General features: G+C 42.4%; 8 protein-coding genes. 1 reads left to right on the top strand and 7 read right to left on the bottom strand.

The window, feature by feature from the left end; all coding sequences use genetic code 11:
- Positions 1-145 precede the first annotated feature (145 nt).
- The 6 genes from BROSI_RS02835 to BROSI_RS02810 form a co-directional block, all read right to left on the bottom strand.
- Complete coding sequence (locus tag BROSI_RS02835; RefSeq protein WP_102046813.1) at positions 146-1,849, bottom strand: sigma-54 dependent transcriptional regulator; 1,704 nt, start codon at positions 1,847-1,849, stop codon at positions 146-148.
- Between the two features lie 271 nt (positions 1,850-2,120).
- Positions 2,121-5,942, bottom strand: a complete 3,822-nt coding sequence (locus tag BROSI_RS02830; protein ID WP_052562195.1) for a PAS domain S-box protein — start codon at positions 5,940-5,942, stop codon at positions 2,121-2,123.
- Between the two features lie 23 nt (positions 5,943-5,965).
- Positions 5,966-6,955, bottom strand: a complete 990-nt coding sequence (locus BROSI_RS02825) for an ABC transporter substrate-binding protein (RefSeq protein WP_052562193.1) — start codon at positions 6,953-6,955, stop codon at positions 5,966-5,968.
- A 105-nt stretch (positions 6,956-7,060) separates the two neighbouring features.
- Positions 7,061-7,837, bottom strand: coding sequence for a ParA family protein (locus tag BROSI_RS02820; protein ID WP_052562191.1), 777 nt, complete (start codon positions 7,835-7,837; stop codon positions 7,061-7,063).
- 248 nt (positions 7,838-8,085) lie between these two features.
- A complete protein-coding gene (locus BROSI_RS02815; protein WP_052562189.1) occupies positions 8,086-8,778 on the bottom strand; it encodes a potassium channel family protein in 693 nt (230 codons plus the stop codon).
- Positions 8,779-8,996: 218 nt separating this feature from the next.
- On the bottom strand, positions 8,997-10,334 hold the full coding sequence (locus BROSI_RS02810) for a TrkH family potassium uptake protein (protein WP_052562187.1): 1,338 nt from the start codon (positions 10,332-10,334) through the stop codon (positions 8,997-8,999).
- Positions 10,335-10,681: 347 nt separating this feature from the next.
- Here BROSI_RS02810 and BROSI_RS02805 point away from each other — a divergent pair, with 347 nt between their 5' ends.
- Entirely contained in the window at positions 10,682-12,466 is a 1,785-nt protein-coding gene (locus tag BROSI_RS02805; RefSeq protein WP_052562185.1) for a DUF1858 domain-containing protein, read from the top strand.
- Between the two features lie 300 nt (positions 12,467-12,766).
- Here BROSI_RS02805 and BROSI_RS02800 read toward each other — a convergent pair whose 3' ends face one another.
- Positions 12,767-13,474, bottom strand: coding sequence for a hypothetical protein (locus BROSI_RS02800; protein WP_052562183.1), 708 nt, complete (start codon positions 13,472-13,474; stop codon positions 12,767-12,769).
- Positions 13,475-13,520 lie beyond the last annotated feature (46 nt).

Raw genomic sequence — 13,520 nt, 5'->3', positions numbered from 1 at the left:
ATAGGGAGGTTCTGAATTCATTCGAACCATTTAAAAAGTGTGCCATGACACACTTGTGTGACGTCACACAAGTGTGTCATGGCACATAATAAAACAGGAAAGATGCTGTAAAAAAGGAGAGAAGATACTACAAGAAGTTATCGTATCATTTATCTTGTAACCCTATGTTGTACTCTTTCATTTTTCGATAAATAGTACGCCTACTCATGCCCAACAGTCTTGCAGCCCTGGCTTTATTCCATGCAGATTGTTCAAGCGCTCGAAGGATAATATTTGATTCATCAGGCCTTAAATCTTTTGACAAAAAAGATTTAGTTCCCATTACGTCTTTAAAAGCAAGTGGTAGATGGTCTACCGTAATAATGTTGTGATGGCAGAGGATAAATGCATGCTCCATGGTATGTTCCAGTTCCCGGATATTACCTGGCCATGAATAATTCATAAATATTTTTTGGACATCAGCAGATATTGCTACAATATCCTTGTCTAACTTTTTATTGAACTTTTTTAAAAAATGATTTACAAGCTGCGGTATATCTTCCAGCCTCTCCCTTAATGGCGGCAGATTCATTTCCACTACTTTAAGCCGGTAATACAGATCTTCCCGAAATTCGCCGCACTTCACTTTTTCCCGAAGATTCTGGTTCGTAGCGGCAACGACTCTGACATCCACTTTGATGGGATTAGAGTCACCAACACGCTCAAATTCTTTTTCCTGTAACACTCTTAATAACTGAAGTTGTATCCTGGGAGATATGTCACCAATTTCATCCAAAAATATGGTTCCACCATCTGCCTTCTGAAATCTGCCAGCCCTATTCTGAGCAGCGCCAGTAAAGGCGCCCTTAACATGGCCAAAGAGTTCGCTTTCAAGTAAATTCTCCGATAAAGCCGAGCAGTTTACTTTGACCAGAGGTTTGTGGCTGCGTTCTCCGGTGTAATGAAGCGCCTCGGCTATCAGCTCTTTACCTGTCCCGCTTTCTCCCGTTACCAGCACTGTAGTCTGCACATCAGCAAGGTCTTCTATCAAAGAGTAAATTGCCTGCATCTTCTCACTTTTTCCTATAATATTGTAGAATTTCCGGCGTTCTCTCATATCTCTTTCCAGATCAACAAGATGCGTATCGTCTTTTACCACTAGTACCGCCCCGGAAAAGATGCCTTTATTATCCAAAAGCGGATAGCTAGCGATGCTTACAACCTGCTGTGGATGAGAGTTGTGTTTACATTCGAGATTACAAATTTCAATGGGTTGCTTTGTCTTGATGGTTTCTTTAAGGGAATCGAGACACTTCTCATCACAATGTCTCTGAAGCAAACTCAGCGATTTCCCAATAGAATCACGAGATAAGTTACAAATGTTTTTGGCTGCTTCATTTAATTCGACTACGAACAAATCCTTATCGACGGTAATAATTGCATCTTTTACACTCCTGAATATCGCCTCAAGGTTCGTTCGATATTTCTCCTTTTCATCTGCCAGTGCTTTATGTTGTAATGCCACTTTTGTAATACGCAATAAGGTATTTTGTAGTACAGGCTTAGGAATGTAGTCGAAGGCGCCGAGCCGAAGTGCATCCGAAGCAGTCTCAATGTCGGGGGCGCCTGTAATCACGACCACCGGACAGGTGAGATTTTTTTTCTTAATATATTTCAGGATGTCTATACCACTTTTATCGCCCAAAACAATGTCTGCAAATATCAAATCAAAATCAGATTTATCAAGTATTGTCAATGCCTCGTCATAGTCCCCGGCAGTTGTCACCTCATGCCCCTCGTCTGAAAGGAAGCTTTCAAAGGTAAATCTGATATTCTCTTCATCGTCGATTACAAGAATTCTTGCCATCAGCCTTTCCTCCTTACCATAACAACTTAGATTCATTTTCACACGACAGGACATTCACTGTCATGCCAAACGAAGTGAAGCATCTCACCTTAGAAATACCCAAATTCCCCTTATCTTTATGAGAGCAAGAATCATGCCGGGAGGACCGGATAGACTGGCAAAAGTGCACTGGAGTTCTGGAGTTTTGGCAACACTTTGGTTTTTTCAAAAAAAACATCAGGCAGGGGGGGGGCTTATTTTATTAAGATCTTTTTTAAATGGGGTATTCACACTATCAATGTTCTGACACTGCCGGTAGAATGACTGCTGCTTCGGTAAACTCCCCTTCGACCGAATCAATCAGAAGCTGACCACCATGATCACTGATGACGCCGTGGCTGATGCTCAAACCTAGCCCGGTTCCCTTCCCCCGGGGTTTCGTGGTAAAGAATGGATTCATTACCTTATCTAAGATATTGGCAGGTATACCGGTGCCCTGATCATAAAAGGCAACCTTTACGGAGGGACAATTCTTCATGGTTACTTCTTCAGCTCGAATCTCAAGGATTTTTCTGTCATGTTTTCCTGGATATTTACAATTCAAGGCATACCGCGCGTTACTTATGATATTTAAAAAGACCTGCTGAATCTGCTGAGGGTATACTATTATCCTGGTTAGTTCTTCGGGAATATTCAGAGTTAATTTAATACTATCCTTTCTTAATTGTGCCTCTATCAGAACGAGCGTATCAGACAATATTTCACGTACGTGAACAGCGCTCCTTTGCTCTTTCCTGTCAGTTGGCCTGGCAAAATAGAGAAGACTCTTTACTATATTGGCTATGCGGTACCCTTCTTTTACAATTCGATGAGCAACGTCATTTTCTCTGCTCCCTTTATGACTTTTGTTGACCAGTATCTGGGCACAGTTGATGATACCCGTTATGGGGTTGTTGATCTCATGAGCCACACCTGCCGCCAGTTCACCCAACGATACCAGATGTCGGGAGCGTATAGCCTCCATCTGCAATGCCACCTTTTCGGTAACATCCCAGAAAACACCTAATATGCCTATTATTTCGCCCCTTTCATCTCTTATTGGAGTTTTAACCGTATGTACAATCAATTCACGTCCCTCCTTTGTGTATTTTTCTTCCATATCCTCCGTTTGTCCTGACCTCATAATCCTTCTATCATCTGCAATGTACTTTTCAGCTAAATTTTTATGAAAAAAATCATAGTCCGTCTTGCCAACAATTTCATCCGGTTGGATATTTAAATCCCTGGCATAGTTTTCGTTACAGGATACATAAATTGAATTTTTATCCTTATAAAATATTTTTTGGGGAAGATTTTCAAGCAGTATTCTATACTTCCTTTCACTCATACGGAGTGTTTCCTCCCCTTGCTTCCGTGCGATACCAAGCGCAATTATGTCAGATGCAGAGGCTAAAGCCCTGAAGATGAATTCGCTAAACGATTTGCGGGAAAACATCGCAACAACTCCTACCAGACGATCCTGTACAACCAGGGGATATCCGGCAAAGGCAACCATTCCTTCCCGTTTTACCCAGTTCTTGTCGCTGATATATGGATCGTCGATAACGGAGTTTGTCAAATGAGGTTTGCGCTCCCGGGCAATAAGTCCGACCTTGAATTTGCCAACAGGAATTCTGCTATGGGAACCATTTCTATGAGTGTACATCCCGGCGCTGGCCTGCAATTCCAGCACGTTTTCTTCCTCGTTCAGTGTCCAGATGCGAGCGAACGCCGCATCGAGATTATTGACTATGGCCTCTGCGCAATGGCGAAGAATTTCATGCAGGGTATTACCCTCGGTAAGGGCAATCCCTACGTCCCTGACAAACGCCGTCAGACGCATTCGCTCCACCAATTCCTTCGTTCGCTTTTGCTCGGTAATATCGATCCCAAAGGAGATCGTTCCCGTAACTTTTCCTTGCTCCCGCACCTCACTGTTCTGCCATGAAATGTATCTCTTTCTACCGGATTTCGTAAAAATGTGGTTTTCAAAGGCCTTGATCAACTGACCACCTGACTGCCATTTGGTAAAATCCAGCCACACATGGGGATGTTTATCCCTGGGACCAATTATTTCAAACCAATTTTTACCACGAACCTCGACTTTTTTATAACCCGTAATTTCTTCGGCGGCCTTGTTAAATATCTGAATATTCCCCATCACATCCAGCCCTACAACCATTACATTGGCGGTCTCAATAAGATTTTCAGCATAAACTTTTGCCTGACGCAAGGCATTAATCATTCTTTGACGCTCGGTGATATCTCTGGCAATACCAATAACTCCAATTATATTTCCATTCTCATCTCTCAAAGGAAGATTCTTATATTCACATAATATACCAGTATCTTTGAAAAGAAGCTCAAATTCCAAACTTTCTCCATTCAATGTCCTTGCATAGAAATCCATTGCTTTTTTCAGATTCTCTTCGTCGAAAAGAGGTGCGAATGGCTTTCCGATAAATTCTTCAGGTTTGTGACCGGTAAGTTTTTTAAAGGTGCGATTTACAAATAATACGTTTCCGCTTGCATCACAAATATACGGCAAATCACTTATTTCAGAAATGAGTATTTCATATTTCCTTAATTCATCCTTCGCCTTTTTATGTTCAGCAATCTCCTCTTTGAGAAGTTCATTGGCATTTGAAAGTTCGACAGTCCGTTCAAGAACGCGCATTTCTAATTCACTGTTTGCTTTTCGCAACATTTCTTCCATTCGTTTGTGTTCTAACGCATTAACAAATATTTCCGCCACCATTTTCAGCATAGTGATATCTTCGCTCGTCCATGCTGTTTCCCGCCGGACAGAATCAAACCCCAGAAGTCCAACAGTTGACCCGCCATAAATCATGGGAACGATTACTAAAGACTGAATATCTTGTGATTGTAGCAGTTCTCTTTCGGCGTTTGCACAATCGGACAGCTCGCTCACCCTGGGGATATGAATAGTTTCAAACTGCCTTAGTTTCTCCATCCCCCACGGAAAATGATGAACAGGAACTCCTTTCAGGTTTTCCTTTTGTGGTTGAATTCCCTCCGCGCACCACTCATGCGAATTGTCCATCTTCTCTTCACCATCCGAGTACAGAAAGACATAACTGCGGTCAACACCAGCGAATTCCCCGATCATTTTCAACGCACGGTTTATCCCGATATCCACCTCGTCTGGCGCCAGGTTGATAAAGTATGTTGATATGGTTGCTAAGAGCTCCTCTATTCTGGCCCGATACTTTAATAACGCCTCGGTCCTCTTTCGCTCTGCAATTTCCTGCTTTAGCTCATCATACGATATCTTCAGCGAATGGGTCATGTGGTTAAAATTCATGGACAATTGTCCAATCTCATCTTTTGAATAGACTTTTACCGTACGCGTAAGATCACCCCTGGCAATGTCAAGCGTAATACCCGCCATTTGCTGCAATGGCAAAACAATGTATTTTGTGAGAAAAATGGTAATAGATATCCCGCCTAAAATTATGATTAAACCCATCGGGATAACGCTTCGCCAGAGGATCTTATGAATCCTTTTGTTTAATTTATCCGGAGATAAGCCAATTTGCACAAAACCCAGGGTATATTGCCTTGTTTTTACGGGGATTATTTCCAACACCTGTGCGGCAAATACCTCCTCTGAAAAAGCCGTTTCGAGAACAGGCACAGAAAAATCATAAAATGCCTCCCGTGAAGAGGCAAGTATGCAATCGGTAAGTAGTATGCCCAGATTTTGAGAACCTTTTCCGGCGGGAATTTCTTTCATTTCGATGTCAAGCCAAGGCGCCTTCTCCTCGGACAAGACCGAGTGGATGCCTGATATGCGCAAATAAGCAATTTCTCCTTCCCTGTCGAGCGCCTTTATCCTTTTGACAGGGGTATCAAGGAATGCATGTTGTGAGTAACTCAGGGCATGTTTGACTTCGATATCCTGGGCGAGCAGCATCACAAGGGAGGTACCAAAACTTTTTAACGCCTCCTCCTGTTGCCTTTTTGCATGAATTAAAAAGAACAGGCAACTGAATGTGCCAATAATGATTACCAGCGAACTCATAAAAAGGATAAGTTTTGTACGGATACCAATCATATGATTTCAAAATTAATAGGTATTCATGGATACAAGACTATATCATCACGGGATTTAATCGATGACAGATTTATCCCAATTATCTCAGCCGTTTGGGTATTTAAGGTTAATGTTAATTTATCTGGTTGTTTAACACCTAATGAGGTTGTCGTCGGGGCATTTAACAACGTTTGTGCCAGTTGGGCAGCCTGCAGACCCGTGTATCGGTAATCCGGAGAAATAGAAATCAGGGCGCCTGCCTTAACAATTGCGCTTGAAGTACAAAAAGTCGGCAGACGATTTTTCAGGGTTTTTTTGAAGATCGCATCGAGTGAATCTTTTGTAACTACCGTGCCGTCAGGCACTATCCACAATGCATCAATTCCCTTGATACTATTTTTTAATGCAGCTGCAACCTCTTTTTCGGACAAGACCTCTGTTTTGATAAGATTGAATTCAAATCTCTCCGCCACGGCAGTCGCTTCTGAGATAATTTTCCCGGTTTTTGTTGGGTCATAAATAACCCCCACGTTCTTCTGTGTGCCAAGGATCTCTTTGAGAATGGCAAACTGATCTTCTAACGATGCCTCTGAAGAAATACCGGTGACGTTAGCCCCCTCTAAATTAAAGCGCTCATGATTAATAACCATGCAAAATATCATGGGGATATCGGTAAATTGCTCTTTTGCGAGGGTTGCTGCCAGTACACCCACAGCGAAGATAAGTCGGGGTTTGAGTTCTTCGCTTTTGATAGTTTGAATAACCCTTTTACATTCTTCAATATCCCCTTTTAAATCATAGATTGCCTTTATGGAGATATTTTTCCCTTTACAGCCTTCCTCGAAACCCTTAATTGCCTCGTTATAAGCCGCAATTCGCTGGCTTCGAATTATGATGACGGTATTTTCACTGGCATGAGTCCTGGATGGCGGCGTGATTCTTTCTTTGGCAATTCCCACAGAAATCCGGAATGACACGGAAAAAATAAATATGAGTGCAGACCAAAACACTATGGTCTTCCCATGATTTACCATTGGACAAATTAGACTCCTCGATTTTCACAGCATGAGAAAAAAGCTCATAGCATAGATTGGGGCCTCTGCTAAGTAAGGCGTCTGCCAATGCTGCAAGATTGCACCTCACCGATCAACGGTAGTTTTCTCTCTTTCCAATACTTCTTTCGCTAAATTCGTGTAGTCTATGGCGCCCGGACTATCCGGTGCGTACAGGGTAATCGGTTTTCCGGAGATAGGACATTCTGCAAGGCGGGTATTTTCTCTGATAATGGAATGAAAAACCTTCTCGGTAAAACGTTCTTTAATCTGATTGTACACCTCGTTACTGAGATTTGTCCGACCATCAAACCGACAGGCAATGATACCAGTTACCTCCAGGTTGTGATTCAGTCTTTCTTTAACCACCTGTACGGTATTCATCAAGGTTACCAGACCATTTAGGGCCAGTACCTTCGTTTCTAACGGAATGAAGACCTCTTTGACAAAGGTTAATGCATTAATGGTAATCAGTCCCAGCGAGGGCGGACAATCCAACATGATATAATCATATTTGCCTGCAACTGACGACAGACGTTTCCGCAGAATGAGGTCTCTGCCTTTTTCATGGGCAAGAATCCGTTCAACACCTGCCAGCGCCACATTGGCGGGCGCCAGGGTCATATTTTCAACGCATGTCTTCGTCAGAATTTCTTCAAAATAGACCTCTTCCAAAAACACATTGTACATAGACCGTTCGAGGCTGTGGATATCAAGTCCTAACCATGAACTGAGATTTCCCTGGGGATCCAGATCAACTAAAAGCACCCTTTTGCCCATCTGCGCAAGGCAGGCGCCGAGATTAACAGTGGTCGTTGTCTTTGCCACTCCCCCCTTTTGATTTGTTAAAGCGATGCTCCGCATGTAGTAAAATATTCTCTCTTTCGCATTCTCGTTAGTCCCCCTGCCAAAGGGGATAGAATGGTTGTGTTTTTCTCATGGTCTTCTTTTTATCAGGGTATTTTACAATCCCCCTGAGTCCCCCTGGTTTAAGGGGGATTTCGTTTTTCATATTACCCGGAAATCCGCTTAATGAAAATGAAAATCTGAATTTTGATTTTTTATTTTTACCTGTGCAATAAAGTCGCCCGACTTTTTACAAAAGAGCCAGGCTACTTCATGTGTTTCTCAAAAGATTCGATGTCCTCACTGCTACCGACAACGACAAGGATGTCCCCTTCCTGAATCTTATAATCGGAGGTAGGCAAAACCTTAACTTCTTTTTCTATTGGTTCTTCTCTGTTTTCTCCCGCTTCATAAATCTTTCTTTTAACAATCAGGACATTGATCCCGTATTTTGTCCTCAAGTCCAGCTCACTGATTGAATGCCCGATACTTTCGCTCTTTGCCTCAATCTCTGCAAGGGTATAATCGGCGCCCAATTCAATATATTCCAGGACGCCAGGCGAAAGGATGCTGTTGGCTACCCGAATGCCCATATCTTCTTCAGGAAATACGACGCGGGTAGCGCCCACCATCTTTAATATTTGTGCGTGGAGCGGCGTGCATGCCCTTGCAACAATTTCTTTAATATCCAGATTTTTCAGAAGCGCCGTTGTAAGGACACTCGACTCAATATCCTCACCCATGCTTACCACTGCCACATCTACATCTTTGATACCTCCAGCCAACAGCGCCTTCTCATCAGTGCTGTCCATCTGAATGGACTTTGTGACAAAATCGCTTACTTTTTCCACCAATTCCTGATTGCTGTCAATCGCAATGACAGGAGCGCCTTTTTTCGCTAATGTCTCAGCTATCTTGCGGCCAAATCTTCCCAATCCAATTACAGCAAACTGTCTCATACCTCAAGTCCTCAGGAGTAGTACCCAACCCGAACGAGTTGAAAAAGATAAAAATCCGAAGCATGAAATTCGTGAGTCAACCCTGTCAGGGTTAATTTTATTCATATTTTTTGCTAAAAATGTCAAAATTATCTTTTGAAGATACTACAAAAAGTTTCTGTTTCTAAAAATAACACAATAGCCTAAACTAAGCAAAATAAAAAGGCTGATATTTTTTATTATCCAACCAACATTACACCTTCCGGATATTTAATCGGAACCGGCCTGCGCTTGCCCCTGATGGAATACCCTAAGGCAAGTGGACCCACCCTCCCAATTAACATGGTGGCAGAAAGAACCATCTTACCCGTTATACTCAATGAAGGCGTGATGCCCGTTGAAAGTCCTACCGTTCCAAATGCGGATACGGCTTCAAATACTATTTCCATAAAAGACGCATTTTCTGTTACAGACAGGATTAAAACATCCAGTATGATCAGTAAAACGGCAATGGCGCAGATGACAAACGACCTGTCCTTTGTTTTGCTGGATATATGCCTGCCAAACATTATCAATTCGTCATGCATGGACACGACAGAGATAATCGATGAAATCAATAATCCAAAGGTAGTTGTCTTCACTCCACCACCAGTGCCACCGGGAGAAGCGCCGATATACATCAACAGAATCATCGTGGTTAACCCCATGGTTTTCATCGTTCCCGTAGCTACGGTATTAAAACCGGTTGTGGTTGAAGCTGATATTGTGTGAAATATCGAGACTAAAAATCTGTCTTTAAATGATGGGAATGGCGTAGACCATTCTGAAACGAATATTAAGAATACCCCGGTAATCAGGAGAGTCGGAAGCATGACCAACACAAGTTTGGTATGGACCAAAAGTCTCTTTGGTGGCTCATCTTCCTTTGGTTTCCCAAAGATCGCATAATAGATATCATAAATTACAATAAACCCGATACTACCTCCAATGCAAAGGACACCTATTGTGATGTTTACAATAACGCTGTCACGATATGCACAGAGGTTGTCGGAAAACAAACTAAAACCCGCAGTACAAAAGGCGGAGACGGAATGAAACACCCCCAAATAGATGGCGTGTTTTACGGAAAATTCCTTCATCCAAAAGAGACTTAAAACCACGGCTCCCAAAAACTCGAACGCAAAAGTTATACTGATGACCATTTTGCTAAACCGGACGACTTCCTCATACGGTGGACCAGTCAATGCTTCCTGCAGGATTAATTTCCCACTCAACGATGGCCGTATGCCAAGTCCCGACATGACCAAAACAATAAAAATCATGTATCCTAATCCCCCGATCTGGATTAGCGTGAGAATAACGATCTGACCAAAAAGGGAATAAAAACTACCCACGTCTACCACAGTCAATCCCGTGGTAGAGATGGCTGATGTGGCCGCAAACAAGGCATCAATGAACGATTGTGAACCGCCAGATGCAGAAGCCACAGGCAGCGTCAGGAGAAGAGAGCCTATTGTGATAATAGAAAGAAACCCAATGAGCAGGAGTCGATGAGGGGAAAGGGTGAAAATGGACATGATTTTTACACAAATTCTCTTAGAGTATTACCTTATAAAAACCTTTTTTAATATTTGTGAGTTTTTGTTCATGAAAAACCGCTAAACCCGAAGCACGAAATCCGAAATTTGGATTTATCAAGAACAGAAAACTATAGTATTTACCATTCAGTATCAAATAACTCATTTAGTGCAAATGCCTGTTTCTAGAAAGTCATTGACACTACTTTACATGTCTGATATATTACATTTTAGTAATTGTTTCATATTATTATCACGATGTGCTGAATAAATTACAAGATGTTTTCAGGGATGTCGTTGCGCGCAGCGTGGACCGTTTTACGATATCAACGTAAGGAACCACATCTATGGAAAGGATACGGCCAGAAAATACCGTCAAAGATATTGTTGAAAAATTCCCTGTAACCCGCCGAATCTTTGAGACTTACGGCATTATGTGTGGTGGTAATATCCTCCCCGACAAACCCCTTTCCTTTTTCGCCAAAATGCATAATATCAGTCCTGCCAAACTAATTGATGATCTTCAGAAACTTATCGATGGGCAAGTTGATTCAGCTAGCGACGTCGCAATTACAAGACCGCAAACCGAACACGTTTACGAACTCTTCGTAAAAACAGCCATTATCATTGTGCTTTCAACCGGATGTCTCTATGGGGCATCGCTATTGGCCTTCATGGCATTTAAAAATTCCTTGACTTCCGTATCCTGGATACTTACCGAAACACACGGCGACACGCAGGTGTACGGGTGGGTCGGTTTATTCATCATGGGTATTTCATATTTTGCCTTACCCAAATTTTGGAACGCCCTGCTTTACAGCACGCCGCTGGCTTACAAATCTTTTTTTTTGATGGTAGCCGGCATTTTTCTCTCTTTCGTCTTTAAGACAACTTCATACTATTCGGGTCTCTTTTTCTTAAAGATACCCGCGTTGATTGGGTGTGCGCTTCAAGCCGCATCGATAGCCGTTTTCATCTACGTTATTTGCAGGACGTATTTTTCCTCGGAAAAACAAAAGTTCGAAATTTACGAAGGGTTTCTCCTGTCCAGTTATCTCTGGTTCATCATCCAGGCCATTGCTTTTGTCGCTCTTTACTTCCATTTTAATGTTGTGGGAAATACAGACATCCCGGATGTCTTTAAGAACCCTATTCGTCATATCCAGATCGTGGGATTTGCCTGCATGGTTATTATCGGAATCTTTACCAAGACTTTGCCGATTTTTCTGGGCATACAGGAGCCCAACCAAAAAATCAGCGGCTATGTGTTGTATATCCTGAATATTTCAATCGCATTACGGACAATCTCGGAGTTTTACAAGGAATATACCAGCAATCTCCATGGTTTTTTTGCCGCGGTTTTTTGTATTGCAGGCGTCCTGGAGACGTTTGGAGTATTTTTATTTATTTATAATCTGAATTTATTCAACAGAAGAAAAACGGTTAAAAATCCTGTTAATTTACCGACTGGATTTAGAAAATATATCAGAGCCGCACTCGTGTGGTTATTTGTTTCTGAAGGTGCGCTCCTGACTTTTACGGTTTATGAAACTCTTTCGGGAGAACGAGTTTCTCATGCCCTGTTTGGCGCATACCGGCACGCAATTTTTGTCGGATTTATCAGCATGATGATCCTGGGATGCGCCTCCAAGATGATTCCCTTGAGCAAAGGGGTAAAATTGTGCAGTCCGAAACTACTCAACGCAACTTTCGTGTTTATAAATATTGGATGTGTATTCAGGGTAGCTGCCCAGCCGATTGCCACTCATCTCTATCCGCAACTTTATCCTGTTATGGGAATGAGTGGCTTTCTTGAATACGCAGCCATGTTTTTCTTTGGTATAAATGCATGGAAAACTATGCAACTCGACACAGAAGAAGAACCCTCAGAGCAAATCAAAATCGCAACTGCAAACACAAACGTCTATCAACTCATCAAGCAGTATCCGCAAACACTGGAGATATTGGTAGGGTTTGGATTCAAACAACTAAAAAACCCCATCCTCAGAAACACCCTTGCCAGAACAATCAGCTTAGGGCAAGCAGTGCAGATTAACCCGGTCAATCTTGAAGATTTATTGAAGGAATTAAATGCTGCGATAAAGGTGTGTGTCGGGGTAAAAGTGGCTTAGAAGAAACTATCGTAAATGATCATCAGAAGAAACACACTGGAGTTGAGGGAACATATGAAAGGCTATCTGTATCCTCGAGATAGCCTTTTCTTGAGCATCGCCACGCACGTTGAGTATCCTAAGACTTCCCTTAGGCCCCTTCAAGGTAACTCTGTCTCTCAAATGCCATTATCCGTTGACAAATCCCCCTGGTCTCCGTTTTAAAAAAGGAGACTAGCCAGGATTTCTCACCGGAGGGATAGACATCCCTGGTTGTGTATGGTTATAAGAGTCTCGCACTTTTGCAATCTCAAAACTGTGCTATTTAACCTTTTTACATCTACATTCGTCCCCTAATGGGCAGGCGTCATGTTTTTGTTTCTTGCAATAATCCTTTCCTAGTTTTAAGAGTGCCGCCTCGAAGTCACAAAAGTCCCTGTTTTTAGTCTTTTGCAATGCCCAAACCTTTTCAAGGGCATTTAAGGGATCCTCGCCTAGTTTTGTGAGGCCTAAGTTTCCTGCAGCCAGTATCACTAGCTCAGAGGGTGTGGGTCTTGCCTTAGTCCACACGTTACGAAGTTCCCGCAAGAATATGTTTACTGTTACGTCACCGATACCTTTTCCCAGACCTTTCAGGAGATTCTCAAGATCGGGCTCGTTCTTTGCCATTTGGTGGATCCTGTTCAGATTACCTGCATAGTTCCTTGTTAAATCCTTCGTAATTTCCAACAGTTTTGTTGCCGTGGAGAAGTCGTATCTTGCATAGCCTCCGTCGTCCAGTATCCTCACCAGTCCATCCCAGCCAGTCTCAAGAATTCTTTCCGGAGAAACAACTCCGCATCTCTCAAATTCCTTATAGGTCTTTATAGCGATATTCGTACCTATGCGGGCGCCAAATAACTTTGAGGCGAGGAACCACTTGAATATCTCGTGGGAATCCCCTTTGGATAGGTCAATTCCAAGTTCCTTAGAAAATTTTCCGCCAAGTGCAGAAATGAGTTTTTTAATCGTATCTTTTCCATTTTCCATAATTATGGCAATTTTTGTGGCGAAAATAGATATTTTAAGTCGCCGA

Source organism: Candidatus Brocadia sinica JPN1, assembly GCF_000949635.1.
Lineage (GTDB): Bacteria > Planctomycetota > Brocadiia > Brocadiales > Brocadiaceae > Brocadia > Brocadia sinica.
The sequence above is the reverse complement of the archived record's forward strand: the minus strand, read 5'-3'. Positions and strand labels throughout refer to the sequence as shown.

Bases quoted from the DNA above. Each gene is read 5' to 3' on its own strand.
- BROSI_RS02830 (WP_052562195.1), bottom strand. From the start codon at position 5,942: ATGATTGGTATCCGTACAAAACTTATCCTTTTTATGAGTTCGCTGGTA.
- BROSI_RS02825 (WP_052562193.1), bottom strand. From the start codon at position 6,955: ATGGTAAATCATGGGAAGACCATAGTGTTTTGGTCTGCACTCATATTT.
- BROSI_RS02820 (WP_052562191.1), bottom strand. From the start codon at position 7,837: ATGCGGAGCATCGCTTTAACAAATCAAAAGGGGGGAGTGGCAAAGACA.
- BROSI_RS02815 (WP_052562189.1), bottom strand. From the start codon at position 8,778: ATGAGACAGTTTGCTGTAATTGGATTGGGAAGATTTGGCCGCAAGATA.
- BROSI_RS02810 (WP_052562187.1), bottom strand. From the start codon at position 10,334: ATGTCCATTTTCACCCTTTCCCCTCATCGACTCCTGCTCATTGGGTTT.
- BROSI_RS02805 (WP_052562185.1), top strand. From the start codon at position 10,682: ATGGAAAGGATACGGCCAGAAAATACCGTCAAAGATATTGTTGAAAAA.
- BROSI_RS02800 (WP_052562183.1), bottom strand. From the start codon at position 13,474: ATGGAAAATGGAAAAGATACGATTAAAAAACTCATTTCTGCACTTGGC.